The organism is Sinorhizobium kostiense (assembly GCF_017874595.1).
Classification (GTDB): Bacteria; Pseudomonadota; Alphaproteobacteria; order Rhizobiales; family Rhizobiaceae; genus Sinorhizobium; species Sinorhizobium kostiense.
In genome coordinates this window covers 610,191-636,801 of record NZ_JAGILA010000002.1, presented here as the reverse complement: position 1 = coordinate 636,801, position 26,611 = coordinate 610,191, and the positions used below count along the sequence as shown (strand labels likewise).

26 protein-coding genes are annotated in these 26,611 nt (G+C 61.8%); 14 read left to right on the top strand and 12 right to left on the bottom strand.

Annotation, left to right across the window (positions count from 1 at the left end):
* Positions 1-45: 45 nt before the first annotated feature.
* From J2Z31_RS09575 to J2Z31_RS09565, 3 genes are all read left to right on the top strand, one after another.
* Complete coding sequence (locus J2Z31_RS09575) at positions 46-273, top strand: F0F1 ATP synthase subunit C (protein WP_026612986.1); 228 nt, start codon at positions 46-48, stop codon at positions 271-273.
* A 71-nt stretch (positions 274-344) separates the two neighbouring features.
* A complete protein-coding gene (locus tag J2Z31_RS09570) occupies positions 345-959 on the top strand; it encodes a F0F1 ATP synthase subunit B (RefSeq protein ID WP_209601666.1) in 615 nt (204 codons plus the stop codon).
* Between the two features lie 13 nt (positions 960-972).
* On the top strand, positions 973-1,458 hold the full coding sequence (locus J2Z31_RS09565; RefSeq protein ID WP_209601665.1) for a F0F1 ATP synthase subunit B: 486 nt from the start codon (positions 973-975) through the stop codon (positions 1,456-1,458).
* Positions 1,459-1,612: 154 nt separating this feature from the next.
* Here J2Z31_RS09565 and J2Z31_RS09560 read toward each other — a convergent pair whose 3' ends face one another.
* Entirely contained in the window at positions 1,613-2,263 is a 651-nt protein-coding gene (locus tag J2Z31_RS09560; protein ID WP_209601664.1) for a ribonuclease HII, read from the bottom strand.
* 136 nt (positions 2,264-2,399) lie between these two features.
* On the bottom strand, positions 2,400-3,557 hold the full coding sequence (locus J2Z31_RS09555) for a PA0069 family radical SAM protein (RefSeq protein WP_209601663.1): 1,158 nt from the start codon (positions 3,555-3,557) through the stop codon (positions 2,400-2,402).
* A 173-nt stretch (positions 3,558-3,730) separates the two neighbouring features.
* Here J2Z31_RS09555 and J2Z31_RS09550 point away from each other — a divergent pair, with 173 nt between their 5' ends.
* Entirely contained in the window at positions 3,731-4,264 is a 534-nt protein-coding gene (locus tag J2Z31_RS09550) for a glycosyltransferase family 2 protein (protein WP_209601662.1), read from the top strand.
* Positions 4,265-4,671: 407 nt separating this feature from the next.
* Here the strand turns inward: J2Z31_RS09550 and moaB are convergent, their stop codons facing one another.
* The 4 genes from moaB to J2Z31_RS09530 form a co-directional block, all read right to left on the bottom strand.
* Positions 4,672-5,214 (bottom strand): molybdenum cofactor biosynthesis protein B, encoded by a 543-nt coding sequence (gene moaB, locus J2Z31_RS09545; RefSeq protein WP_209601661.1) that lies wholly within the window; start codon positions 5,212-5,214, stop codon positions 4,672-4,674.
* A gap of 6 nt (positions 5,215-5,220) precedes the next feature.
* Positions 5,221-6,132 carry a 4-(cytidine 5'-diphospho)-2-C-methyl-D-erythritol kinase gene (locus J2Z31_RS09540; RefSeq protein ID WP_209601660.1) on the bottom strand — a complete coding sequence of 304 codons (912 nt, stop codon included), beginning with the start codon at positions 6,130-6,132 and terminating at the stop codon, positions 5,221-5,223.
* A gap of 7 nt (positions 6,133-6,139) precedes the next feature.
* Positions 6,140-7,972, bottom strand: a complete 1,833-nt coding sequence (locus J2Z31_RS09535; RefSeq protein WP_209601659.1) for a tetratricopeptide repeat protein — start codon at positions 7,970-7,972, stop codon at positions 6,140-6,142.
* A 157-nt stretch (positions 7,973-8,129) separates the two neighbouring features.
* Positions 8,130-9,146, bottom strand: coding sequence for a polyprenyl synthetase family protein (locus J2Z31_RS09530; protein ID WP_209601658.1), 1,017 nt, complete (start codon positions 9,144-9,146; stop codon positions 8,130-8,132).
* Between the two features lie 97 nt (positions 9,147-9,243).
* Between J2Z31_RS09530 and J2Z31_RS09525 the strand changes: the two genes are divergently transcribed.
* From J2Z31_RS09525 to J2Z31_RS09505, 5 genes are all read left to right on the top strand, one after another.
* Entirely contained in the window at positions 9,244-9,465 is a 222-nt protein-coding gene (locus J2Z31_RS09525; RefSeq protein ID WP_209601657.1) for a putative signal transducing protein, read from the top strand.
* A gap of 52 nt (positions 9,466-9,517) precedes the next feature.
* Positions 9,518-10,291, top strand: a complete 774-nt coding sequence (locus J2Z31_RS09520) for a tRNA1(Val) (adenine(37)-N6)-methyltransferase (RefSeq protein WP_209601656.1) — start codon at positions 9,518-9,520, stop codon at positions 10,289-10,291.
* A 78-nt stretch (positions 10,292-10,369) separates the two neighbouring features.
* Positions 10,370-11,233 (top strand): S49 family peptidase, encoded by an 864-nt coding sequence (locus J2Z31_RS09515; protein WP_209601655.1) that lies wholly within the window; start codon positions 10,370-10,372, stop codon positions 11,231-11,233.
* Between the two features lie 195 nt (positions 11,234-11,428).
* The gene (locus tag J2Z31_RS09510) at positions 11,429-11,620 is read left to right on the top strand and encodes a hypothetical protein (protein ID WP_209601654.1); all 192 of its coding nucleotides are present in this window, start codon (positions 11,429-11,431) and stop codon (positions 11,618-11,620) included.
* Between the two features lie 105 nt (positions 11,621-11,725).
* Positions 11,726-12,688, top strand: a complete 963-nt coding sequence (locus tag J2Z31_RS09505; RefSeq protein WP_209601653.1) for a glycine--tRNA ligase subunit alpha — start codon at positions 11,726-11,728, stop codon at positions 12,686-12,688.
* Positions 12,689-12,693: 5 nt separating this feature from the next.
* Here J2Z31_RS09505 and J2Z31_RS09500 read toward each other — a convergent pair whose 3' ends face one another.
* The gene (locus tag J2Z31_RS09500) at positions 12,694-12,885 is read right to left on the bottom strand and encodes a hypothetical protein (protein ID WP_209601652.1); all 192 of its coding nucleotides are present in this window, start codon (positions 12,883-12,885) and stop codon (positions 12,694-12,696) included.
* Positions 12,886-13,133: 248 nt separating this feature from the next.
* Here J2Z31_RS09500 and J2Z31_RS09495 point away from each other — a divergent pair, with 248 nt between their 5' ends.
* The 4 genes from J2Z31_RS09495 to J2Z31_RS09480 all read left to right on the top strand — a co-directional run bounded on the left by J2Z31_RS09495 (position 13,134) and on the right by J2Z31_RS09480 (position 18,572).
* Complete coding sequence (locus J2Z31_RS09495; RefSeq protein WP_209601651.1) at positions 13,134-13,682, top strand: LemA family protein; 549 nt, start codon at positions 13,134-13,136, stop codon at positions 13,680-13,682.
* 37 nt (positions 13,683-13,719) lie between these two features.
* Positions 13,720-15,657, top strand: a complete 1,938-nt coding sequence (locus J2Z31_RS09490) for a DUF2207 domain-containing protein (protein WP_209601650.1) — start codon at positions 13,720-13,722, stop codon at positions 15,655-15,657.
* A gap of 95 nt (positions 15,658-15,752) precedes the next feature.
* On the top strand, positions 15,753-17,915 hold the full coding sequence (glyS, locus tag J2Z31_RS09485) for a glycine--tRNA ligase subunit beta (protein ID WP_209601649.1): 2,163 nt from the start codon (positions 15,753-15,755) through the stop codon (positions 17,913-17,915).
* 165 nt (positions 17,916-18,080) lie between these two features.
* Positions 18,081-18,572 carry a DUF523 domain-containing protein gene (locus J2Z31_RS09480; protein ID WP_209601648.1) on the top strand — a complete coding sequence of 164 codons (492 nt, stop codon included), beginning with the start codon at positions 18,081-18,083 and terminating at the stop codon, positions 18,570-18,572.
* Positions 18,573-18,716: 144 nt separating this feature from the next.
* Here J2Z31_RS09480 and J2Z31_RS09475 read toward each other — a convergent pair whose 3' ends face one another.
* From J2Z31_RS09475 to J2Z31_RS09460, 4 genes are all read right to left on the bottom strand, one after another.
* The gene (locus J2Z31_RS09475) at positions 18,717-19,205 is read right to left on the bottom strand and encodes a plant virulence effector HPE1-like domain-containing protein (RefSeq protein WP_209601647.1); all 489 of its coding nucleotides are present in this window, start codon (positions 19,203-19,205) and stop codon (positions 18,717-18,719) included.
* Positions 19,206-19,305: 100 nt separating this feature from the next.
* Positions 19,306-20,577, bottom strand: a complete 1,272-nt coding sequence (gene purD, locus J2Z31_RS09470; RefSeq protein WP_209601646.1) for a phosphoribosylamine--glycine ligase — start codon at positions 20,575-20,577, stop codon at positions 19,306-19,308.
* A gap of 181 nt (positions 20,578-20,758) precedes the next feature.
* On the bottom strand, positions 20,759-23,152 hold the full coding sequence (locus J2Z31_RS09465; protein ID WP_209601645.1) for a putative bifunctional diguanylate cyclase/phosphodiesterase: 2,394 nt from the start codon (positions 23,150-23,152) through the stop codon (positions 20,759-20,761).
* The gene (locus tag J2Z31_RS09460) at positions 23,149-24,189 is read right to left on the bottom strand and encodes a polyamine ABC transporter substrate-binding protein (RefSeq protein ID WP_209601644.1); all 1,041 of its coding nucleotides are present in this window, start codon (positions 24,187-24,189) and stop codon (positions 23,149-23,151) included. The genes J2Z31_RS09465 and J2Z31_RS09460 overlap by 4 nt, the downstream gene beginning before the upstream one ends.
* A gap of 272 nt (positions 24,190-24,461) precedes the next feature.
* Between J2Z31_RS09460 and ubiA the strand changes: the two genes are divergently transcribed.
* Complete coding sequence (gene ubiA, locus J2Z31_RS09455) at positions 24,462-25,421, top strand: 4-hydroxybenzoate octaprenyltransferase (protein ID WP_209601643.1); 960 nt, start codon at positions 24,462-24,464, stop codon at positions 25,419-25,421.
* A gap of 439 nt (positions 25,422-25,860) precedes the next feature.
* Here the strand turns inward: ubiA and J2Z31_RS09450 are convergent, their stop codons facing one another.
* Entirely contained in the window at positions 25,861-26,427 is a 567-nt protein-coding gene (locus tag J2Z31_RS09450; protein WP_209601642.1) for a DUF6101 family protein, read from the bottom strand.
* Between the last annotated feature and the right edge of the window lie 184 nt (positions 26,428-26,611).

Genomic DNA, 26,611 nt, shown 5'->3' with positions numbered 1-26,611 from the left:
CGGAGCGCAAATCCTAAGCCGCAACACCATTCGAAGGAGTCAATCATGGACGCGGAAGCAGCAAAGTTCTTGGGTGCAGGTCTTGCATGCCTTGGTATGGCCGGCACGGCTCTCGGCCTCGGCAACATCTTCGGCAACTATCTGGCTGGCGCTCTGCGCAATCCGTCGGCTGCTGACGGCCAGTTCGGCCGCCTTGTATTCGGCTTCGCCGTTACGGAAGCTCTGGGCATCTTCTCGCTGCTCGTAGCGCTCCTCCTCCTCTTCGCCGTCTAATATTCGGCAGACGTTTGCGGCCGCGGCTCCGAGAGCCGCGGCCGCGCACATTCTTGCACCTGGAGGTGAGCATGTTTGTGACAGCGGCCTATGCCCAGTCAACCACCACCGAAGGCGCCGAAGCGCACGATGCCGCTGCTGCCGGTGAGGTGCACACCGAAACGGGTGTGGCCCACGAAGCCGAGCATGGGTCCGGTGTGTTCCCGCCCTTCGATTCGAGCCATTTCGCATCGCAATTGCTCTGGCTTGCGATCACGTTTGGCCTCTTCTATCTCCTGATGTCGAAAGTCATCATTCCGCGCATTGGCGGAATCCTCGAGACGCGGCATGACCGCATTGCACAGGATCTCGACGAGGCGTCGCGGCTGAAAGGCGAAGCCGATGCTGCCATTTCCGCTTACGAGCAGGAATTGACCGACGCGAAAGCGAAGGGTCACTCGATTGCGGACACCGCCCGCGAGGCCGCCAAGAACAAGGCCAATGCCGACCGTGCCGCCGTCGAAGCGGATCTCGCAACGAAGATAGCCGCGGCAGAGGCGCGCATTGCCGACATCAAGGCGAAGGCGCTTTCCGACGTCGGCGCGATCGCCGAGGAGACGGCGGCCGAAGTCGTAAAGCAACTGATCGGCGGAACCGCCACCAAGGCCGAGATCGCTGCTGCGGTCAAGGCATCGGCAGGCAACTGAGGAGCAGAAAACGATGGCTCTTGATGCGACTTTCTATGCCCTCGTCGGCCTGGTTCTCTTCTTCGCCCTGATCGTCTACCTCAAGGTGCCGGCCATGGTCGGCAGCGCTCTCGACGCTCGCGCCGGCAAGATCAGCAACGAGCTTGCGGAAGCCAAGCGCCTGCGCGAAGAGGCGCAGAGCCTGGTTGCCGAGTATCAGCGCAAGCGCAAGGATGCGGAGGCCGAGGCTGCCGGCATCGTCGCCGCCGCACAGCGCGAAGCGGAAATGCTGACTGCTGAAGCGAAGCAGAAGACCGAGGAATATGTCGCCCGCCGCGCGGCACTTTCCGAGCAGAAGATCAAGCAGGCTGAAAGCGATGCGATCAACGCCGTTCGCGCGGCTGCAGTCGACCTGGCGATCAGTGCGGCCGAAAAGGTGTTGGCGGCCAAGGCCGACGCTACCGCTCAGGAGGCGCTCTTCAGGAAGGCGCTTGGCGAGGTTAAGGGGCGCCTGAACTGAGGTCTGCAATCCCTGCAAACGAGTTCGAGAGCTCCGCTTCGGCGGGGCTTTTTTGTTGGGATGCGAGGCGCGGCGCGTCTTGCCACGACACACGATTGCTCCGGTCAGATCAATTGGAGCTCACGCCGTCCTTGCCAGACCTACCTTGCCGCTGTCAGACGTCCCGAAATGGGCGGAAGCTCATGCGATGCAGCGGGCACGGACCGTGGTTGCCGATCGCGTCGCGATGCTTCGCCGTCGCATAACCAGCATGCATCGCGAAGCCATAGGCGGGGAAACTTGCGTCGGCGCGCGCCATCATGCGGTCGCGTGTGACTTTCGCGACAATGGAGGCGGCAGCAATCGACACCGAGCGGCAATCGCCTTTGACGACCGCTCTTGCGTGGCAGGAAAGGCCTTGAGGTATGTCACGACCGTCGATCAGGACAAAACCAGCTGTCGTTGCCAGCCCATGAATGGCGCGGCGCATGGCATCGAGGCTGGCCTTCAGGATGTCCGTCGTGTCGATGTGCCGCGCTGAGGAGGAGGCGATCGAGACCGTCGCAGTCGCCATGATGGCGCTGAACAGCGCTTCACGTTGTTCGGCGCTTAGCAGCTTGCTGTCGTTGAGACCATCCGGCACCGCGTCGGGGTCGAGGATGACCGCCGCGGCGACGACCGGGCCGGCAAGGGGGCCGCGGCCGGCTTCATCCGCTCCAGCGACCGGCCAGAAGCCATCCCGGCGGGCGGCTATTTCGAGAGCGTAGTCCGGGGCGATCGGATCGAGCGAAAAAAGCGGGGAATCGGGCGGGTTGCGACGTGACATGCGGGGGACCCTCGCATATTCGCCCGATTCCCTTCAAGCCCCCCGGTTCGAGTGCGGCGGTGACCGGGGGAAAACCAGCGCCATCGTTAGGTGGGGAGGGCGCTGGAACCGAGTTCCTGTCGACGAGCTGACAGCTCTAAAGCAACGACAGCTGCACGCCCATGCCGAGCGGAGGAACGAATATGTCGTTGCGCAACTGGCGGCGCGTCAGGTTGAGACCGAGTCGCTTTGCGGCGAGTTCGAAGCGCCGGCCTATCTGCCAGGCGTAAGGGCCGGCACCCTTCATCCGCTTGCCGAACTCGGCGTCGTAGTCCTTGCCGCCACGCATTGAGCGGATGAGCGACATCACATGCCTGTAGCGGTCCGGATAGTTCCTCAAGAGCCAATCCCGAAAGAGCGGGCTGACCTCGAGCGGCAGGCGCAAGAGAACGTAGCTTGCTTCCGAGGCGCCGGCCGTCTTGGCTGCGTCGAGCACGCGTTCGATCTCGTGATCGTTCAAGGCCGGAATGATCGGCGCGACGAGGACGGAGGTCGGGACGCCGGCCTCGGAAACCGCTCGGATCGCCTCCAGTCGTTTCGAGGGTGTGGAGGCCCTCGGCTCCATGGCACGCGCGAGCTTCCGGTCGAGCGTCGTCACCGAAAGTCCAACGCGCGCGAGACCCTTTTCGGCCATTGGCGCCAACAGATCGATGTCGCGCGCCACCATGGCCGACTTGGTCACGATCATCACCGGGTGATTGGCGGCTTTCAGCACTTCGAGTATCTGGCGCATGATGCGCCACTCCTTCTCGATCGGCTGATAGGGATCCGTATTGGTGCCGATCGCGATCGGCCGCACCTTGTAGTCCGGCCGCGCCAGTTCTCGTTCCAGAAGACGGGCAGCATCTGGCTTGGCGAAAAGCTTGGATTCGAAATCGAGCCCTGCCGAAAGCCCCATATAGGAGTGGGTGGGTCTGGCGAAACAATAGATGCAGCCGTGCTCGCAGCCGCGATAAGGATTAATGGAGCGGTCGAAGGGGATGTCCGGCGATTCGTTGCGCGTGATCACCGATCGGGGCTTCTCGAGCTGGACCTCCGTCTTGAACGGCGGCAGCTCCTCCATGGTCTGCCAGCCATCATCGAAGACCTCCCGTGTGAGCGGCTCGAAACGGCCCGCCATATTGAGGCCGGCACCGCGCCCGCGCCGACGATCGGCGTCAATTCTGATGCCCGTTCCGGTGACGATCGCATCGGCGATCTCTGCGCTATTGCCTGGCGCAAAGGCGCCCTGCCTGATTTGAGACAGCTCGTTCATGGAAATCTCCTCGGAACTGATTGGCGACTCTGTTCCGCTTTGATTATTTTCCTAGCTCATGAATGCGAACAAAGCAAGAACAAATCTTCTGACGCTTTGGAATTCGGGCGAGGCGAGGGCTCTTACCCGTGCAATCTTATGGCATTTGCTGTTGCAATGCGGTAGGAACGGCCATGCTGACGGTCATAATGGAGACAAGGGACAACGAGGCGGAACTGGCGCAAACGCTCTCCGCGCTTGTCGCGGGCGCCATAGAGGGGCTCGTCAGCGACGTGATCATCCTCGATCAAGGTTCAAAGGACGGCTCGATGGAGGTGGCCGACGCGGCCGGTTGCCGCTTCTGCGCCAACTGGAACCTCGGCGAGATCCTACGTTCCGCGAGAGGCGAATGGCTGATGCTGCTCGAACCCGGAGCCCGTCCGCTCGGCCGCTGGGTGGACGAACTCCTGGAATATATCGCCCTCAACAAAGGGCCCGCGCGGTTTTCGCCATCGAGAATACATAAGCGGCCACTCCTCAAGCGCCTTTCGCAGAGGGCAGCGCCGCTTGAGACCGGGTTCTTGATGCGCAAGCGCGATGCCATTGCCTTGGCAAGTGCCGACATGCGGTTAAGCGACATTGTCAAGGCTCGAACGGCGCGCAAGCTTGCGACCGAGCTAATTCCGGCTTGGGTGGCGACCAGTCACCGGACGGCAGAGCGCGCCTGAATCGCCGTTTGCGCGTCAAGGACGCGGCGCCGTGTGCGAAAACATGGTTAATAGGGGGTGTGCCTTTCGGCACCCCCCAACAACACTCAAATTTCCTTTTTTGCAAAATCTCCTTCCATGCCGGCCGCCCTTTCCCATGGGCCGCATGTCGTAAATTCCCTCTTCCCCAATATTTCCGGGGAGAGAGGCGTCATGCCTCACCCTCTACAGCGCCGCGCGGATTTTGAGATGCGCAAAGGTCGCTGTAGCGCTGCAATGTTTCTCATCCTGGATCGGCTGCGATCGAAGGAAACATCCAATAAGCGGCCCAAACGCTGCCTGCTGCCGTGACCGCTTCGCGCAAAGCTGACCGATACAGTGTAGCCGCTTTGGCTGTGGCGGACTGTTCCAAAAGGAACAGGGGGTGTTCAGCCGCGCTTCAAGTGCTCATCCAGCCGCGGCATGATCTCGACGAAGTTGCAGGGCATATGCCTGTAGTCGAGCTGTTGTTTCAGGATGCCGTCCCAGGCATCCTTGCAGGCTCCGGGTGAGCCGGGCAGGACGAAGATGAAGGTGGCATTGGCGACGCCGCCAGTTGCCCGCGACTGGATCGTCGACGTACCGATCTTGTCGTAGGAAATGCGGTGGAACACCTCGGAGAAGCCCTCCATGCGCTTTTCGAACAGCGGCTCGAGCGCCTCGGGCGTCACGTCGCGGCCGGTAAAACCCGTGCCACCGGTAGTGATGACGACGTCGATGTCGGGAGCCAGTGTCCAGGCCTTCACTTGCTCGTGGATCTTCTGTTTGTCATCGGGAACGATCGCGCGTGCCTCGAGCCGATGGCCGGCTTCGCGTATCCTTGCCTCGAGCGTATCCCCGGATTTGTCGTCCGCACGCGTGCGCGTGTCGGAGACGGTCAGCACGGCAATGCCGACGGGAATGAACGGACGCGTCTCGTCTATGCCGGGCATGTCGCGTTATCCTCTCTTTCCGGTGGTGCGGGTGGCTAGAACGTACCACCCCGCATGCGTGGCGGAAATGCGCTGTGCGGCCGCAGCTGCGCTTTCGTCGTCGTCGAACAGGCCGAAGCAGGTGGCACCCGAGCCGGACATGCGCACAAGGCCGGCCCCAGCCGCCCTGAGGGCGTCGGATACCTTTTCAATGACAGGTTCGAGCACGCGTGCTGGCGGCTCCAGATCGTTGCGCATGCCGGCCATCGCCGCCAACCACTCCTCTGCGGTTTCGATGCCCGTGGGCAGGGCAAGCGGAGGATTGGTCTTGTTGGTCAGCGCGCGGAAGACCGCCGGCGTCGAGACCGCGATGAGGGGGTTGACAAGGACGATCGAAAAAGACGGCAGCTTGAATATTGGGCTGATCTCTTCACCGACCCCCTTTGCGAGGAGCGGCCTCCGATCGAGGCACATCGGCACGTCGGCGCCGAGTTCAAGTGCGAGCTCTTTCAGTCTTGCGGGCGCTATCCTTGCTTCCCAGAGCGCAAGCAATCCTCGAAGCGTGGCTGCAGCGTCGGCCGAGCCGCCCCCGATGCCGGAGGCAATCGGCAGGTTCTTTTCGAGATGCAGGTGGACCGGCCCTGCCTCATAGCCCCGTGCGGTCGCCTCGCGCCGCAAGAGATCGCGGGCGCGCAGCACCAGATTACCGCTCTTGTCTTTCGCCGAGACCGGCAAATCCTGCGCAAAACGGCCCGTCACAGTGAACCGGTCCACCTCGGCCGGCGCCAGTGCAATCCTGTCGCCGTGATCGGCAAAGGTGACGAGGCTTTCAAGAAGGTGATGGCCATCGGCGCGCAGGCCGACGACATGGAGCGCCAGGTTGATCTTGGCCGGCGCTGGACAGGTTAGCGCGAAGCCGGGGATGTCATCTGCCTGCATGCGGCCATCAGGACTTCTTGCCCGGCGCCGCAGTTTCAGGATTGGCCTTCTTCGGCAGGGTTTCCTTGGCGTCCGCTGCCGCCGGGACCTGTTCCTTGAGCGGCGGCAGGCCGTTTTCGATCTTCGCCTTGATCTTGGGGATTTCCGGCTCTTCGGGCTTAAGTTCCAATGCCTGCGTCCACTGGAACACTGCTTCGAGCTTGCGCCCAACCCGCCAATAGGCGTCGCCAAGATGGTCGTTGATCGTCGGATCGCCGGCCATCAACTCCGCCGCACGTTCGAGCTCAACCACCGCCTCATCGAACCGATTCATGCGGAAATAGGCCCAGCCGAGTGAATCGACGATGTAGCCGTCGTCGGGCTTGAGCTCGACGGCCTTGCGGATCATCTCCAGGCCCTCTTCGAGGTTTATGTTCATGTCGACCCAGGAGTAGCCGAGATAGTTCAACACCTGCGGCTGATCAGGATTGAGCTCCAGTGCTTTGCGGAAACTCGGTTCGGCTTTGTCCCAGAGCTTCTGCCGCTCATAGGCGATCCCGCGCTGGAAGAACACGGTCCAGTCGTTGCGCTTCGGTACCGGACCGATGGCCTCGACGGCCCGGTCGTAGAGCTCCCCCATCTCCTTATAGGCCTTGGCGTCAGAAAGCACGCTGCCGTAGGCGAGATAGTTGCGGATGTTCTTGGGATCGAGGTCGATCAGCGCCCGCAAGTGCTTCTTCGCTTCTTCGACTTTACCGATGCCGGCAAGCGCGAGGCCCAGTTGAAGCTCGGAGATGCGACGCATCGGAGAATTTTCCGGCACGCTTTTATAAAGTGCGATCGCTTCTTCCTGCTTCTTCAGGTTTTCCGCGATGCCGCCCAGCATGACGAGGATGTCGGCACTTTCCGGATCGAGCCGGCGCGCCGTCTGCAGATAGAGCGATACGATGTCTTCCGCGCCCTCGCGGTTGAGCGCACCGCCAATCGAGAAAAGCACGGCCGCTGCTCCCTGTACGGCGGTGCGCACCTGCTGCTCCTGGGGTTTGCCCTCTTCGATGCTCTTCCTGAGCGCTTCGAGCGGGGTATAGTTGTTGACGAGGCTCTCGCCCACGGCGACCGTATCCAGCGCCTTTTGCTTATTGCCCTCGCGAGCTTCGAAGCGCGCCAGCGCCTCGACCGCACGCATGAAGGTGTCAGGCGCGGCACTGCCGCCCTCCCGGTCGAGAATAGCGTCGTTCAGCCGAGAGCGGGCCGTGGCCTTGTCGCCGGCGGCAAGCGCGATGGCGCCGGCATGATAGTTCTTGAACACCCGGAACCATTCCGGCCCTTCGAGCGCCCTGATCTGCGCCAGCGCCTCCTTGGGCCGACCTTGGCCGAATTTCGCCCAGGCCGAGAGCAACGTGCTCATCAGCCGGTCGAGATCGTTCGGCCCTTCGTAGTTCAGGAGCTTCTGGGCGTTGCGGTACTCGCGTTTGCGAATTGCCTCGACGGCGCGGACGATCGTCGTGATCCGTTCGACGGCCCGATCGGATTTCAGTTCCTCCGCAACCTTGGCGCCGCCGTCGAACTTGCCGCTGATCAGCAGCGTAATCATCAGCCGCTGCTTCACCTCTCTGTTCTCCGGTTCGAATTGCAGTGCGATCCGGTAGAGGTCAGCCGCCGTTTCGTAATCCCGGTCGACATCGGCCGTTCGCGCCGCCAGGAAGGCGCCGGCGAAGGTGTTGACGCTGCTGACGTCGAAAGGCTGGGCATCCTCGACAGCCGCAACATCTTCAGCGTAGGCATGGTGGCTGCCGGTCAACGCCAGAAGGGCGAGCATCGCCGCGCCGCTGAGAAGGCGTAAAAGTTCTTTCTGCCGCATATCTAACCTTTCGTTGCCGATTGTCCGGCGCGTCGCGCTACCGCTGTCAGCTTCGCAGTCGATCGGAGGGGGCCCGACGCAAGTATTGATGAATAGAATGGCTTTTTTGGCGCAGCGCGGCAAGAAATTCCCCCCGGAATCTCCCGGCGCAACGATCTCAGCTCACCCGGTCGATGCAGAAATCGATCACCTCGATCAGCGCCGCCTTCCAGGGGGAAGCCGGCAGAGGTGCGAGCGCATCGCGCGCGATCGTGCCGTAGTGCTGCGCCCGCGCGATGGTGTCGGTCAGACCGCCATAGCGGCGGATGAGCCCGAGTGCCTTCTCGAGATTGGCCGCGTCGCTCGCGCCGCCCTCGATCGCTGCGCGCCAGAAGTTCCGGTCCCCCGGCGTGCCGCGTCGATAGGAGAGAATGATCGGCAGCGTGATCTTGCCCTCGCGGAAATCATCTCCAACGTTCTTGCCGAGATCGCTCGACGAGCCGCCATAATCGAGTACGTCGTCGACGAGCTGGAAGGCGAGGCCGAGATTCATGCCGTAGGACTTGAGCGCGTTGCGGTCGGCCCTGCTCGCGCCAGCGACGATCGGGCCAACCTCGGCGGCGGCCGCAAAGAGGGCAGCGGTCTTGGCGCGGATGACCTGCAGATAGTCGTCCTCGGTGGTTTCCATGTTCTTGGCCACCGAAAGCTGCAGGACCTCGCCTTCCGCGATCACCGACGCCGCCGTCGACAGCACGTCGAGCGCATCGAGCGAGCCGACATCGACCATCATGCGAAAAGCCTGGCCAAGCAGGAAATCGCCGACGAGAACGCTTGCTTGATTGCCCCAAATCGTTCGAGCCGTGGATTTGCCGCGTCTGAGATCGCTCTCGTCGACCACGTCGTCATGGAGCAACGTAGCCGTGTGCATGAATTCGACGCTGGTTGCGAGCTTGACATGGGCGTCGCCCTCGTAGCCGAACATCGAGGCGGCGGCGAGCGTCAGCATTGGCCGCAGTCGCTTGCCGCCCGAGGAAATCAGGTGATTGGCAACCTCCGGGATCATCTGGACGTCGGAGCCCGCCTTGGAGAGAATGAGCTGGTTGACTCGCTCCATGTCGGACGAAGTAAGCCCGACAAGCGGCTGCACGGACGCCTGTTTGTTTTTATTGTCTTCCAGCGGTATCACTACGCCCAACGCCCCGGACTCCTGTTTCGTCGTCGATTGGACAATAGAAAGTGGGGCCACGGGCGGCAAGAGGCGAATTGCCTCCCCTTTGTAAATTGAGGCCGTCATGAAGGAACTGATCCGCACCAACGACGCCGTCCTTCTCTCCTTTGCGGAAAGTCTGATGAAGGATGCCGGCATTACCTGCCTTGTAGCCGATCGCGACATGAGCATCCTCGAAGGCTCGCTCGGCCTGCTGCCGCGTCGCTTTCTTGTGGCCGACGAGGATGCCGACAGGGCCCGGCGCATCCTGATCGACGCCGGTCTCGAGAAGGAATTGCGGCAGTGATCGGTTGGCCGACGCAATACGCGCCCGGATCGAGCGCGGGATGGACGGCGTAATGAGAGTGCCATCGGAAACGGTGGACGCGTTCCACCGCGGCAGGTTTCACCTGATCCAGCCGCTCGGTCAGGGCCATCGCTCCGGCATGGATGCGATGCTGCTCGCCTCGCTCGTTTCCTCGGAGCGGCCCTGCCGCGTCGCCGACCTCGGCGCAGGCGCGGGGGCGGCCGGCATTGCCGTCGCCTCACGGATCGACACGGCCGAGGTGCTGCTCGTCGAGCGTTCGCCGGTCATGGCGGATTTCGCCCGCCGTAGCCTGGCCTTACCCGAGAACGCCGGCTTCGCCGCGCGTGTCGCAGTACTCGAGGCGGACGTTGCACTGCACGGAAAGGCGCGCGTCGCGGCGGGCCTTGTTGACGATTGCTTCGATCACGTGATCATGAACCCGCCATTCAACGATGCCGCCGACCGCCGGACGCCGGATGGCCTGAGGGCCGAAGCCCACTCTATGAGCGACGATCTCTTCGAGGCGTGGATCAAGACGGCAGGCGCTATCATGAAGCCCGGAGGCCAGCTTTCGCTGATCGCCAGACCGGAATCGATCGCCGAGATCATCGCTGCCTGCGGCCGCCGTTTCGGCGGTATCGAGATCACGCCGCTTCTGCCCCGTGCGGGGGAAAACGCGGTGCGCATCCTGGTGACCGCGATAAAGCAGAGCCGCAAGCGGCTGGTGCTGCGTGCGCCGCTTGTGATGCACGGCGAGGGATCCCACCGCTTCTCCCCGGAGGTCGACGACCTGAACAACGGTCGCGCGGCGTACGGGCGGCGCTGACAAACGGCAGGAATGGCATTGCGTTTGCAGCGGGAGTGCATACATGCAGGAGCAGTTTCTCACAGGGCAGGAGTTGAAATGGCCGGGTTCTTGAAGAAAATATTGCCGAGACGTTTTCGTAAGGACGGCGTGACCATCCCGGCAATCCGGCTCCACGGTGCTATCATGACCGGCGGCAGCCAGTTCCGTCCCGCTCTCAATCTTGCTACCGTGGCGCCGTTGCTTGAGAAGGCTTTCTCTGCAAAGGAAGCGCCCGCCATTGCCATCTCGGTCAATTCGCCTGGCGGCTCGCCGGTCCAGTCGCGCCTGATCTACCAGCGCATTCGCGACCTGGCCGAGGAGAAGAAGAAGCGCGTGTTGATCTTCATCGAGGATGTGGCCGCTTCGGGTGGCTACATGATCGCGCTTGCGGGAGACGAGATCATTGCCGATCCGAGTTCGATCGTCGGCTCTATCGGCGTCGTTTCCGGCGGCTTCGGCTTCCCGGAACTCTTGAAGAAGATAGGCGTCGAGCGGCGCGTCTATACCGCCGGCGAGAACAAGGTCGTGCTCGATCCGTTCCAGCCGGAAAAGGAGCGCGACGTCGAGTTCTTGAAGAGCCTTCAGCTCGACATCCATGCTACCTTTATCCAGATGGTCAAGGCACGGCGCGGTTCGCTTCTTGCCGATCACCCCGATATTTTTTCCGGCCTCTTCTGGACGGGGCGGCGCGGGCAGGAGCTCGGCCTCGTGGACACGCTCGGCGACATGCGCGGCGAGGTGAAGAAGCGCTACGGCGAAAAGGCCAGCCTCGAGCTCATCCAGCCCAGCCGCAGCCTTTTCGGACGCCGCCAGCCGGGCGCGGCGGTGGCGGGCGCGATCGCCGGCCCATTGGCGGCATCGGCGGCGGAGCTCGTGGAAGCGATGGAGGAGAGGGCGCTCTGGGCACGCTTCGGTCTTTGAGTCGGCGATAATCTGGCCTACCGCGCCGCGCGTCTTGTCAGACGCGCAAAGGTCGCTGTAGCACTATGAATGGCTGCCTGTCTTTGTCGTTGAATCGAGGTCGGTTTAGGGAGACATGCAGTAGAGCGCAAAGCCGCTGTAACACCGAGGTGCTGCACCTCCTTGTCCTTGAACGGGAGGAGCAGAGGAGGAACCATGCCGCAGATCATCCTGCTCTTGATCATCGCCCTCATTGCCTGGATCGGCTACCGCAAGTTCGTCAAAGACGCCGAACGGCTTACGCGTCAGCGTGAGCGCCTGCGCCGGGAGCACGCGACCGGTGCCGACGGAACCCTTGTCAAGGACCCGAAGACCGGTGAATACCGTCTGAAGCGCGATGATGACTGAGGATTGCCACTTCCGCCTGGCCAAGTGGAACCGTCCAAGCCGCTTGACCCCCGTTCTCCGGCATGGCACCTGTCCCCGCAAATTCTCGAGAATTCGGACGATACCATGACCACCGCATCTCTCCCGGACCACATGAACCCGAAGCGCTCGTTCCAGGCCCTGATCCTGACGCTGCACAACTACTGGGCGGCCAAAGGTTGCGCGGTGCTGCAGCCCTACGACATGGAAGTCGGCGCCGGCACCTTCCACCCGGCGACAACGCTAAGGGCGCTCGGGCCGAAGCCATGGCGTGCTGCCTATGTCCAGCCGTCGCGTCGCCCGACCGACGGCCGTTACGGCGAGAACCCGAACCGGCTCCAGCACTATTATCAATACCAGGTGCTGTTGAAGCCGAACCCGTCCAACCTGCAGGAGCTCTATCTGGGATCGCTGGAGGCGATCGGCCTCGACCCGCTGCTGCACGACATCCGTTTCGTCGAGGATGATTGGGAAAGTCCGACTCTCGGCGCGTGGGGGCTCGGCTGGGAGTGCTGGTGCGACGGCATGGAAGTCTCGCAGTTCACTTATTTCCAGCAGGTCTGCGGCCTCGAGTGCTCGCCGGTTTCCGGCGAACTGACCTATGGGCTGGAGCGCCTGGCAATGTATGTTCAGGGCGTCGACAATGTCTACGATCTCAATTTCAACGGCCGTGACGGTGACGACAAGATCACCTATGGCGACGTGTTCCTGCAGGCGGAGCAGGAATATTCAAGGCACAATTTCGAATACGCGAATACCGCCATGCTCCACCAGCATTTCATCGATGCGGAGAAGGAGTGCCTGGCGCTGCTTGCCGCCGGAGCCCCCGGTGACCAAAGTAACGACGGCCTGCACAAATGCGTTTTCCCCGCTTACGATCAATGCATCAAGGCGAGCCACGTCTTCAATCTTCTCGATGCTCGCGGTGTGATTTCCGTGACGGAGCGCCAGAGCTATATCCTGCGCGTGCGCACCCTTGCCAAGGCCTGCGGGGAGGCTTTCCTGCTGACCGATGCGGGCGGCGCGAACTGGAACAAGGAAGCGGCCTGAACCGATCAGACTGTTCGATCTCTCCCGATGTTCGAGGCTGGCTTCAGCAGGGACGATGCGCTGGTCTTTAGCGCCCTATCATAGGTCTCCAGCGCGCGCCGGACACCATCCGGCTTCTCGACCTCTCCGACGCTCGCATAGGCAACGAAGAGCGCCGAAAAGGCGATCACGTTGAGGAAGGATGCGAGCGGTCTCATGGTTTGCCTTGCGTCGTGTGGTTGTCGATGGATCGACTATCTTTCATCGGCGATCTTGGCGCGGTTACCGGGGAAACAGGGAAAGCGACCGGTGATCTCGTGAAGGCCAGCACCGAACGCGTAGGGGCGCCTCCGGTGCCGGTAACGACCGCCTAGTGCATTGAATTGCCGCTTCCTTTTTGCTCAAAACGATTCCGATTTGAGGAATCATGCAGTAAGCTCCGCCAGGTCAAAAAGGAGGGGCATTCATGATAGGGCTGGCAATCGGCGTCGCCGTGGTTCTTTATCTGATCTTCGTTTACAACAGCCTGGTCAGGGCACGGCAGATGACCCAGGAAGCCTGGTCGGGTATCGACGTGCAGTTGAAACGACGCGCCGATCTCATCCCCAACCTCATCGAGACGGTGAAGGGCTATGCGGCGCATGAGAAGTCCACGCTCGAGGAAGTGGTCACGCTTCGCAATCGGGCGCAGGCCGTGCCGGAAGGCGACGTTGCCGGGCGGGCCGCCGTGGAGGGCGCGCTCAGCCAGGCCCTCGGGCGCCTGTTCGCGCTTGCGGAGGCCTATCCGGACTTGAAAGCCAACCAGAATTTCGCGGAACTGCAGCGGTCGCTCGAGACGATCGAGGGAGAGATCCAAATGTCGCGCCGTTATTACAACGGCGCCGCCCGCGATCTCAACGTGAAGGTCGAGAGCTTTCCCTCCAATCTTGTGGCCAGCGTTTTCCGTTTTGCCAGGGCCAGCTATTTCGAAATCACCAACGAAGCGGATCGTGCGGTGCCGTCGGTCAGGTTCTAATGTTTCGATTTCGAAGCCGTTTCGGGGAGGGGGTGCGATGAGTCGGTTTGTCGCGACGTTGGCGATCGCTCTCTTTATCATGGCTTCACCGCTCGTCGCCGCTGCGGCTGAGATCATTGCCGCCTATCATTCCGTGGTCGACCTTGCCAAGGACGGCACGCTATCGGTCACCGAAACGATCACAGCGATGGTCGAAGGCAAGCAAATCCGGCGCGGCATCTATCGCGATTTCCCATTGACCTTCCTTGACGAGAGCGGCCGCAGGGCGAAGGTGGACTTCAACGTTGTTTCCGTCGAGCGCGACGGCGAGCCTGAGGAATACCGCACGGAACCGATCGACGGCGGCGTTCGGATATATACCGGCAAAGCAGACGTCTTCCTACCGCATGGCGAACACACGTTTCAGATCACCTACGAGACCGGGCGGCAGGTCCGCTTTTTCGACGATCATGATGAGCTCTACTGGAACGTGACTGGCACCGAGTGGCCCTTCCCGATCGAGGAGGCGACTGCAACGGTCACACTGCCGGATGGGGTCAGGGCACAGGGCCTTGACGTCTTCACCGGCGGCTACGGGGCTACCGGCAAGGATGCGCGTGCGATCGAGGAAGGAGGCGAGATTTTCTTCGCCACCACGCGCAGGCTTCGTCCGCAGGAGGGTCTAACCGTCGCGATCAAGCTGCCGAAGGGCAGCATCGACCGGCCGACTGCCGCGCAGGAAAACATCTGGTGGCTTCGCGACCACCTCGCATTGGTCATTGCCGGCGTAGGGCTGGTCATCGTGACACTCTATTACGGCCGCGCCTGGGTTGGGGTCGGTCGTGACCCCGCCCGCGGTATTATGGTGCCGCGATGGGACCCTCCGGATGGTATTTCGCCCGCCCTCGTCAACTATATCGACAACAAGGGCTTCGCCGGCGAGGGGTGGACCGCACTCTCTGCGGCCGTGCTCAACCTCGCGGTCAAGGGGCACGTGGTTCTCGCTGATTTGAAGAGCGCCATCGTCGTCTCAGCCACCGGCAAAGATGGAGGAGACAAATTGCCGACGGGTGAGGCGACGCTGATGAAGGCGCTTGAATCTTCCGGCGGCAAGCTCACGATCGATCGGGCGAACGGCAAGACGGTCGAGACGGCAGGCTCCGGCTTCCGTCGGGCGATGGAGCGCGAACATCGCGACAAATACTACCGCGCCAATGCCGGCTACATCATTGGCGGCGTCGTTCTCTCGGTGGCGACACTGGCGGCACTGTTCGTCTTCGGTGATCTTAGCGAAGATATGATCCCGCTTGTCATCGTGCCCGTCATGTTCGCTGTCTTTATCTCGATTTTGGCTGTTTCGTTCGGCAAATCGTTCCGGCCCGGTGCGAGCCTCGCGCGCCGCATCCTGTCGATCGTCGTAATCGCTTTTGTCGGCTTCGTACTTTTCACGGTCTTCTCCAGCATCCTTGCCGTCCTCGTCTTTTCGGCGACAGAGCCGGACCACTTACCGCTGCTCTTTGCTGTTGGCGGGATCGTGCTCGTCAATCTGCTCTTTTTCTTCCTGATGGGTGCGCCGACGCCGCTCGGCAGGCGCATGATGGATGGGATCGAGGGTCTGAGGCAGTATTTGACACTTGCCGAGAAGGATCGAATGAACATGCAGGGTGCGCCGGAAATGTCGCCCCGCCACTTCGAGACGCTGCTGCCCTATGCAGTGGCGCTCGGCGTCGAGAAACCGTGGACCGAGACCTTCGACCGATGGCTGCTGGCGGCGGCAGGCGGTGCCGCTGCGGCTACATACCAGCCAAGCTGGTACCATGGCGATAGTTTTGCTCCCGGCTCCTTCACCGACACGATCGGCGGTTTCGCCGGATCGATGGCTGATACCATCGCCTCCTCATTGCCGCCTCCGCCCAAAAGTTCGTCCTCAGGTTTTTCCTCTGGCGGCGGCTTCTCAGGCGGCGGCGGTGGCGGCGGTGGCGGCGGAGGTTGGTAGGACCGCCAATTTCCTTGACCGGCGTGATGACATTTTCGCCAGAGCTTGCTAAGTCCCGCGCCAGCCCTCCGGAACAGAAACGAAGTCTCGAATTCATGCCCGATCTTCTCATCGAACTGCGCTCCGAAGAAATTCCCGCCCGCATGCAGCGCAAGGCAGCCGGCGACCTGAAGAAGCTCGTGACGGACGCACTTGTCGAGGCCGGTCTCAGCTACGAGGGCGCGCGAGAATATTGGACCCCGCGCCGGATGACGCTCGACATTCGCGGCCTGAATGCCCGCTCCGCCGACATTCGCGAGGAGCGCAAGGGCCCGCGTACAGATGCGAATGAAAAGGCGATAGAGGGCTTCCTGCGGGCTGCCGGCCTTTCGTCGATCAGCGATGCGCATGTCCACAGCGATCCAAAGAAAGGCGAATTCTACGTCGCGCATATCGTCAAGCCCGGTAGAGCGGCCGAAGACATCATCGCGGAGGTGATGCCGGGGATCATTCGCGATTTTCCCTGGCCGAAATCCATGCGCTCTGGTGCCGCGTCCGCAAGACCCGGCAGTCTGCGCTGGGTGCGACCGCTGCAGTCGATCGTCTGCACCTTTGGCGCGGAAACCGAGGAGACGAGGACGATACCGTTTGAGGTCGACGGGGTCGTCGCCGGCAACGTCACCTACGGCCACCGTTTTCATGCGCCGGAGGCAATCACTGTGCGCCGCTTCGCCGACTATGCGGAGAAGCTCGAAAGAGCAATGGTGGTCCTTGACGCAGAGCGCCGCAAGCAGATGATCAATGCCGATGCCCACAACATCGCCTTCGCCAACGGACTCGAGCTCGTCGAAGACGAGGGCTTGCTTGAGGAGGTGGCTGGCCTTGTCGAATGGCCGCGCGTGCTGATGGGGAGTTTCGACGAGGCGTTTCTCGACGTCCCCTCAGAGATCATCCGGCTGACGATCAAGACCAACCAGAAGTGTTTCGTCACGCGTGAACCCGGTGCAAACACGCTTTCGAACAAGTTCATTCTCGTTGCCAACATCGAGGCGAGCGACGGCGGGAAGGAGATCATTCACGGCAACGGCAAAGTTGTGCGGGCCCGGCTGTCGGACGCGGCGCATTTCTGGAGGCGCGACCAGGGCGATCTGCCGGATCTGGAGACGCTGACGGCATCGGCTGAGAAGTTCGGCCTTGATCTTGAGAAACCGCTCGACCAGCGCATGGCGAAGCTCGACGCTTTGAACGTCACCTTTCATGCCAGGCTCGGCACTCAAGGCGAGCGTGTGGCCCGTCTGCGCGCCTTGGCCGCCGCGCTCGCCAAGGTCACCGGCGCCGACCCGGCCCTCGTCGATCGCGCGGCCGTACTCGCCAAGGCGGACCTGCGCACCGAGGCTGTCGGTGAGTTTCCCGAACTGCAAGGCATCATGGGCCACAAATATGCCGCGCTGCAGGGCGAGGACGCCGCCGTCGCCAACGCCATCGAGGATCACTACAAGCCGCAAGGCCCGTCTGACCGGGTGCCGACTGATCCGGTAGCCGTGACGGTTGCGCTCGCCGACAAGCTCGACACTCTTGTCGGCTTCTGGGCGATCGACGAAAAGCCGACCGGTTCGAAGGACCCTTATGCGTTGCGGCGCGCCGCACTTGGCGTGATCCGACTCGTGCTCGAGGGCAAAGCCCGCCTGTCGATGCTGCCATTTTTCAACATCGCACTTGCCGGCCTCAAGGCCCAGCGGCCCGGTCTCGGCGGCGACGTCGCCGATCTCCTTGCCTTCTTCCATGATCGCCTGAAGGTCTATCTCCGCGATCTCGGCGCACGTTACGACCTGATCGATGCGGTGCTGACGCCGGACGCCGACGACCTGCTGATGATCGCCCGCCGCGTCGAGGCGCTGACTGCCTTCATCACGGCGGAAGAGGGCAAGGACCTGCTTGCCGGAACAAAGCGCGCGACGCAGATTCTCGCCGCCGAGGAGAAGAAGGGCACCGAGGTCGCCGCTGCGGTAGACGAGAAGCTCTTCAATCTCGACGCCGAGCGGACGCTGCACGCTTCCATCAAGCTCGCCTCGGACGACGCACGCGAGGCGATCGTCAAGGAAGACTTCCGCTCGGCCATGGAGGCGCTTGCCAGACTGCGCGAGCCGGTCGACGTGTTCTTCAATGACGTGCTGGTCAATGACGAGGATGCAGCAATCCGCGCGAACCGCCTGGCATTGCTCGGCCTGATCCGCACGGCGACGGGCGAAGTTGCCGATTTTTCGAAAATAGCGGGGTAGCCGGCGGACGCACCTACAGCTTTGCGCGTCTTATCAGCCGCGCAAAGCTCGCCGTAACGCCTTCAAGCGCTGCCTGTCTTGTCGTCGAGGTCGATTTACGGAGACACGCAGTAGTGTCACCAATACGGAACGCCGTGCAGTGGCGACGAACTGCCGAGCAGGAGCATGACTGCAAGAATCCTCATCAGTGGCTGCCTCATGGGCCATAGTGTGCGCTATGACGGCGGATCGAAGCCGCTGGTTCATCCGGCGATCGAGCGCTGGCGCCAGGAGGGGCGGCTAGTCGCTATCTGTCCCGAGGTTTCGGCCGGCATGCCGGTTCCGCGTCCACCGGCTGAGATCGAGGAGGCAAGGACTGGTGCCGAAGTCCTCAAGGGGAAAGCCCGTGTCTTGGAAAAGACCGGTGGGGACGTGACGGGGGCGTTCCGCCGCGCGGCCGAAAACGCCCTTGCGCTTGCACTCGAGACGAATTGCAGCTTCGCGTTGCTGATCGATGGCAGCCCGTCCTGCGGTTCCGGCTTTATCTATGATGGAACCTTCAGTGGCGAGCGTGTCCGTGGCGAGGGCGTCACCGCAGCGCTTCTCCGCCGGAACGGCATCGAGATCTATTCCGATGGCGAGATCGACATGCTGGCGAAGAGGCTCGGCGAAGCTTGATACGGCTTTGGCGGAAAGACATGCGCACGGGCCAAAAAGATTACGCCCCTGCTTCTCTCAGGGGCGCAACCTTTCGCCATTGCAGCGAATGCCCGTCGGCCCTTGAACCTGGCCGGTGGGGCAGGGAACCTTGATAATATGGTGTTAATCTAGCCGAAGTGCGAAGCCAGACGGATCAAATTTCCGTGAGGTGGTGCCGGCCATGGATGCGCCGACCGGCTCGACCCCGGAGATGCCGAGAGCGGATGTCTTCGTCTCGTCGACCGCCGGGGAAAGCGGTGCCGCGGGGGCATGTGCCAGTGCAACCGGATCCGATTTCACCGCCGCGGCCTTGATCGCCTCGTCCGATGCTTTGGTGACGAATACGACCGGCGATCCCCCAAGCCACGCCTCCGTTCGGACGGACTTGATCTCCCCATCGATTTCCTTGAGCTCGACCCGATCCGTTCCGAACTCGAGCGCAGGCACCACATAGGAGGAGCTCCTCTTCGGTTGCAATGGCGGACATTGCGTACACGGGATTGTGGCTACACTGGAATTGACGGCCACTCCGGAAGCCACGTTCTCGATGGACGAGGCTGCCGCCGTTCCGGCAGCAAGGAAAAGAGCGGCGATGATCAGCAGGCAGCGCATCCGTATCTCCTCGAACATTCGAGGCGAGAATATGAGCTTTCCCTTACCTTCCGGTCAGGAGAATTGGTAAAAATTGAATGATACGGCAAAATTGCGTGGGTTAAGGGTTCTCGCGCGCGACCGCCCGCCAGCCTATATCGCTTCGATAGAACCCGTTCTCCCACGAAACGGCTTCCACGGCGGCATAGGCAGCGGCTTTCGCTTCGCCGATTGTTTCGCCGATGGCGGTGACGTTCAGCACGCGGCCGCCGGTGGCGACCAGGCGGCCGTCCTTGATTGCCGTACCGGCATGGAACACCTTGGTTGCTGCGGAGGGCTCGGGCAGGGCCGCGACAGGCGTGTTTTTCTCGTAGGCACCGGGATAGCCCCGGGACGCCATCACGACCGTCAGTGCCGACTCATCGCGCCACTCGACCTTCATGCCACCGAGTGTCCCTGTTGCCGACGCGTAGAGGAGCTCCAGGAGGTCGCTCTTCATGCGTATCAACAGCACCTGGCATTCCGGGTCGCCGAAGCGGACATTATATTCGATGAGTTCCGGGCCCTTCTCCGTGATCATCAAGCCAGCAAAGAGAACGCCCGTGAACGGGTGGCCGCTATCGGCCATGCCGCGAACCGTCGGCTCGATGATCTCCCTCATTGTCCGCTCGGTCATTTCCGGGGTCATCACCGGCGCCGGCGAATAGGCGCCCATGCCTCCTGTGTTCGGTCCGGTATCGCCGTCACCGACGCGCTTGTGATCCTGAGCAGAGGCGAGCGGCAGCACGGTCATCCCGTCGCAGAGGCAGAAGAAGCTCGCCTCCTCTCCGTCGAGATAAGCCTCGACGACTACCTCTGCGCCGGCGTCGCCAAACGCGCCTGAGAAACAGTCGTCAATGGCGGCCAGCGCTTCCTTGAGGGTCATGGCGACCGTCACGCCCTTGCCGGCGGCAAGCCCATCCGCCTTGATGACGATCGGAGCGCCCTCTTGGCGGACATAGGCCCTGGCCGGTTCGGCCGCTGTGAATCGTTTGTAGGCGCCGGTCGGGATGCCGTATCTGGCGCAGAGGTCCTTGGTGAAGCCCTTGGAGCCTTCGAGTTGGGCGGCTGCCGCCGAGGGACCGAAGACGGGGATGCCGGCGGCGCGAAGCACGTCCGCGAGGCCCGCGACCAGCGGCGCCTCGGGTCCGACAACGACGAAATCGATCCCTTGCCTGCGGCAGAAATCGGCAATGGCTGCATGATCGTCGGTATCTAGTGCAACAATCTTTGCTTCCTCGGCAATGCCGGGATTGCCGGGCGTGGCGTAGAGCGCGGTGAGCTTCGGCGATTGCGCGATCTTCCACGCAAGCGCGTGTTCGCGTCCGCCCGATCCAATCAGAAGAACTTTCATCACCGGTCCCCGCCAGCTGCTTTTACAGCGCCGTGCGGTCCTTCAGGACGCACAAAGGACGCTGCCAGTTTTTGAATCTAAGCACCGTGCTTTCCGGAAAATCGGTTCCGATTTTCGGGGCCGATGCGCTAGATGCGCTGCGGTTAGGACGTGAGGCGGGGCGAGGTCAAGGAAAAAGCGGTCACGCCCGCAAATTCTCGGCGCTTGCCATGCCCGCGGTCCGGGGTAGAGAGCCTGGACTGCGCCTTTCTTCTTGATGCCGCACCGTTCGGCTCAAAGCCCAGATCGCCAGATCCTCGAGGGCAAGCGGCTTGCTGATGAGGTAGCCCTGGAAACGGTCGCAGCCGGCGGCCGTCAACATCGCAAGCTTCTCCGGCGTGTCGACGCCTTCGCCGACGACGGCCATGTCCTTTGCATGGCAGAGCGCCACGACTGCCTTCAGAACAGGTAGCGCATGCGAGGCCGTCAGGTTCGAAACAAGCACCCTGTCGAGCTTGATGGTGTCAGCGGCATAATCGATGATTTGCTGCACCGAAGTATAGCCGGCACCGAAGTCGTCGATCGAAAGACGGAATCCCTTGCGCCGCAGTTGTTCGATATTTTCCCTGAGATGATCGCTGACCTTGACGGCGAATGTTTCCGTAAGCTCGATGTCGATGGATTGCGGCTCGAGCCCGTGGCGCTCGGCGCATTCGGAAAAATGGTCGTTGATCGCGTGTGAATGCAGCTCGGCGGACGATATGTTGATTGCAAGCACCGTCTCGGGTCCGAAGAGCGCCTTCAACTGGTGGCAATCGGACATTGCCTTGTCGATGACCCACCAATCGATCTTGGCGAAGAGTCCGGATCTTTCGGCAATTGGTACGAATTCGTCCGGCGTCACGTTGCCGAGAACGGGCGACTGCCAGCGCAACAGCGCCTCGCAGCCGACGACCTGTCCATATGCATTTACGATCGGCATGTAGACCAGGTGAAACTGCTCATTCGGATCCAAGGCGCGCAGTTCCTCCTGGATCTGGCTCTGTCTCGTCCGCCTGTCTTTGAGGGCGCGTGAGAATCGGGCGGAGCGGTTTCTGCCGCCGGTCTTGGCCTGATACATGGCGGCGTCGGCGTTGGAGATCAATTCGGCAACCGTCACCGCATCGTCAGGGCAGATGGCCACGCCGATACTGGCCGTAACCGGATAACGCGTGCCCGACACCTCAAAGCCGCCATCGAAGAGAGCGAGGATCGCCGAAGACATCTCGCGTAGGGTCCCGTCCCCGGTTTGCGAGCGCACGAGGACCGCGAATTCGTCGCCTGAGAGGCGGGCGATGAGGGCCGGCTGCTGCCCCCGTCTTTTACTGATCAATTCTACGCATTCGGTGATGCGGGCAGCGAGCCTCTTCAGGAGATCATCGCCGACGTCGTGGCCGTATTTGTCATTGACGAATTTGAAGTTGTCGATGTCGATGAACAGCAGGCTGCATTTGTCGCCGCAAGATAGCACGTTGTCGACGATCCCCGCGGCAGCTGCATTGAAACGGCCGCGATTGGTGATTCCCGTCAATGTGTCGGTCCAGGAGTTCTGCTCGACCAGCCGCAGCGACTCGAGGGATTGGCGGTGAAGCTCGCGGATGTTCTGCGTCAGGCGCCCGATTTCGCCGACGGCACCCGTGCCCGTGATCTCATCATGCTCACGGGTCATGACCGCAGTCACATTCGCGTCCAGCCTTGCGATTGGTCCAGTGATAAAGCGCCTGATCAGGAGCACGATCAGCCAGATCGACAGTAGGCTCATTGCGAGTGCGCCCAGACCGAGCAGGATCTTCTGCTGCAGCATCTGTGCCTCGAAATGCGCTTCCGGCACGACGATCGTCGCGTAAAGCTGCGTACCGAGGGGCACGCTCGCCGACAGCGTGTCGGTGACGGCGAGCGGCCATGGCTGGAGAACAATGTCGGCTCCATACTCCTTCTTCAGCGCCGCCTGCATCGCCAGGAAGCGGTCCGGCAGTACGGCTACCTGCATCAAGAGCGCGCCGGACTTATTGCTCGGCATCGGACGGCCGAAAGTAACCGGATCGACGAACACGGAATAGACGATCCGGGGCCGCTCGCCAGTGGGTTCAAGATAGGTCAAGTCGCTTAGCCGTTTGCCGGCGATCAATCGTCTTGCAAGCTCGCGTTGGGGCCTGTCGATCTCGGCAAACGGATCCCAACTGTTCTCGAAATAGTATTCGACTTCCATTCGCGAGTTGAGAACGCTGAAGGAGATGAACGCTATCGGATCGTCCGACAGCGATTTTATGCTCTCCTGCAGGCGCACGCCGTGTGCGGCGAAGCGATAGCGCTCGTCGGTCTCGGATACGAATTGGCGCAGCACATTGCTGTTCAGCAAGGCAGTGAGAAAACCCTTGCTGCGCTGAATCTCGTTCTGGAAGACGGCGGCGACGTGCTCAAGGCGCTGCGAAAGCTTGGCCTGTTCGAGCGCGCGAATGGATCGTTTCTCGGCGAAGTGCACCGAAAGTGCTGCAAGAAGATAGCCTGCCAGCACCACGGGAAAGATCAGGAGGAGTGCGCGCTTGCCAAGTGTCACTGAAAATTCGCCAATGTGCTGATGATGCGCCTGCGCGCCTGGACCGATTCGATCGACAGCTGCTCCAGGTACTGGCTCCTGGCCAGCACTTCCGCCGGCGGGTAGATCTCAGGGTTGGAGCGTACCTCGTGCGGCAGTAGCTTCAGCGCTTGTGTGCTTGTGGTCGGCATTGTCATGGACAAGGCATTGGCGGCGGCGCCTTCCGGCGAGCCGATGAAACTCAGGAACTCCAGCGCTCGCTTCTTTTGCGGCGAAGCGGCAATGATCGACACGCAGTCGAGCCAGGAGAGCGTGCCCTCCTCCGGAACCGAATAGCGCCACAAGCTCGGCTTGCCGACCTTTTCGTTGAGGACGTGCTGATCGCCACTGTAACCGAGTGCCATGTGGATCTCCTTGCTGATGGCAGAGTCCTGTATGGCGGTAATGACATAGTTGTAAGTCAGCACGAATGGCGCCTGTGCCTTCAAGATCCCGAAGGCGGCCCTCAAAGTCTCGGTATCGTTGACGTTGATGGACGCGCCAAGCAGCATCAATGGCGGAACGAACAGTTCGTCGTGATCGCTGAACATGGAAATGTGCTTTCTGAGGCCCTGCGCCGGGCTCATCAGATCCCGCCAGGATGTCGGCGGCTCTTTCACGACATCGGAGCGATAGAGGATGCCGACAGTACCCGAAAAGTACGGGAGGCCATATCCGGCGCAGCGATCGGCCCACGCCGGCGCGTAGTCGTTTAGCACAGGGAGATTGCCCGGCGAGAGCGGCTCGAGAACGCCCTTATTGCCGAAAAGCTCTGCGCCGTTCTCGTCCACGATCACAACGTCGACATTGCTGCCGCCAGCGGCAAGTATGTCGTCGCGGGCGTCGTCACTGTCAAAATTGATCTGATGGACGGTAACGCCGGTCTTTTCCGTCCAGCGATCGACGAGAGCCTGGTCTATATAGGCTTCCCAGATCAGCAGGTTAAGCGTTTCCGCGTGGCTCGCCGTCGCTCCGATGAGCGTGGCCAGGAAAACGGTAATCGCCGCGCACCCTCTCATGCTCAACCCCTCACTTAGCCCTCATGCTGACGGTAGACGGCAATAATTGAAGAATGCTTACGGGGGCGGCATCTGTCAGTAAGCTTCCACTCCAAATGCCAGCCGATCTACTCCACTTGAACCGAACCCCATGTAAGAGACATGCAGCGAATCAAAGCGGCCACAGCGACCTTTGCACGTCTGAAGGACGCGCAGCTGTAAACGTCACCGGATGTGGTCGGCTGGGCTGGCGTAAGCTTGACCGCTCGACCTTGCGGGGCCAAACAGGGAGTATGAATAGCTCACCCGTCGATTCCGACCGCGTCCATGACGCGCCGTCCAATAACTGGGTTTACAGCGCGGTGCCGCGCGCTCTTTGGCCCTATGCGCAACTCGCCCGCTGGGACAGGCCGGTTGGCTGGCAATTGCTGATGTGGCCCTGTCTCTGGTCCGCCGCGCTGGCCGGGGGGACGGCCGTGAGCCTCGGCAGTTTTTCTCCCGGCCGTTTCCTTTTCCACGTCTTCCTCTTTGCCGCCGGAGCGATCGCCATGCGCGGCGCCGGCTGCACCTACAATGACCTCGTCGACCACGACATCGATATGGAAGTGGCGCGCACGCGCTCGCGGCCACTGCCTTCCGGCCGTGTGACCCGCGCCCAGGCCAAGGCATTCATGATCCTGCAGGCCCTAGCCGGCCTCCTCGTACTGCTGCAGTTCAACGGGTTCACCATTTTTCTCGGTCTCGTCTCCCTGACGCTGGTGGCGATCTATCCCTTTGCCAAGCGGTTCACCGACTGGCCGCAATTCTTTCTCGGTCTCGCCTTTTCCTGGGGGGCGATCATGGGCTGGGCGGCGGAGTTTGCAACCTTGTCGCTCGCCGCGGTCATCCTCTATGCCGCTGCCATCGTCTGGACCATCGGCTACGACACGATCTATGCCTATCAGGACAGGGAGGACGACGCGCTGATCGGCGTCCGTTCCACTGCGCGTCGCTTCGGCGACAGTCCGAGGCCATGGCTGATCGGCCTCTATGCACTGACGGTCGTCTTAATGCTCATTGCGTTTCTCGCCGCCGGCGCCGGCTTCATCGCCTATCTCGGACTGGCAGTTGCGGCAGTGATGCTCGCCTACCAAATTCTGGCGCTCGACATACATGATCCGCTGCAATGTCTCGCGCTCTTCAAATTCAACAGCGTCATCGGCCTGGTCGTGTTTGCCGGTCTCGCGCTGGAGCTTCTCGTGCGCCTGGCCTGAAAGATCCCCAGGTGCGGAGGAGGCCCGCTTAAGGCATTTTGCACCCGGGTGGAATCATTGATGTCGCCAATCGTTGACAACAAAGGGGGCAAGGCGGCGGTGCGAATGCATATGAGCGTATCCGCTCCAACGCATTTCGGGAGATCGCCCGCGACGCCTCTTTCTCCTTCAAGCCCAGCTCAAGTCGGAGTCCGCTCTCAGCAGTCTTGCGGCGAAACGATTGCGAAGAAGCCGGATGGCGGCACGTGGGGCCAGCAACAGTCTGAACATGGTGCCTCCTTCAAGCGATGTCCTTGGCAGTGGATCGCTTTCTGACAGGAAGGAGGGCTTTGGACAGTTCCCGCAGGAACAGTCGCGGCGCGCAAGTAGTCGGCGTTCTGAACGAGAGAGGCCGGCCGCGGAGGGCGGCCGGCCATGTCGAGAGCGACGGAACCTGGAGTCAATGCCGAGCGATGATTTCCCGCCCGTTGATTTTCATGTGCACGCCGAGCTTGCCGGTGGAGCGGCGGACGAGAAAGCGCGGGCGGCGTTCGGCGAAGTAGGAATGGCGGCGGCGCGGCTTTGCCGGCGCGGTGCGGACATCGCCAAGGTGTTCTTCCAGCGGTCGCGCCATTCCGTCCGCCTCGACCATCAGCATCGGGATCCGGTACGCCTCTGCCCAAGCGCGCCAATCGGCCGCGATGTCGGACAGGTCATGTGCGACAAGCAGCGGAATACAAAGATCCGGATCGTCGTGGTGGAGCTCAAGCGTCACTGTAACCTCCCCGTCCCCATGGTCGATGGCCCGCGCCGCCACGCCCCTGAAGGCGCGGGCAGGCAGGGCAATTGAAAGCGGCAGCCCGCTGGATGGTAGCACCTTGCGCAGGACAGCGCCACGCCGGTCGAGGCTGATGCTGACATTGCCAACATCGCCGCGCAAGACATAGCTTGCCTGCTGCGGGAAGCATTTCGGGTCTAGACGCAGCGTGTTGTCGACCCAGGCCGGTTGAGAGAGAGTATTGCCCATTTCCATCGCCCTTGTTTTCCTTGAGAGCCGGGTGCCGGTCTTCTCTTCGGGACTTGTCGTCCTCTATGGGCGGGAGATTAGTCGGCGCCTCTTCCGGGCGGCTTAAGAATCGCGGTTAAAAAAACTTTGCCAAGTCCGATGGTTAGCAAAAACCAAGCCACCAGGGTTTCTCGTTCATGAACGA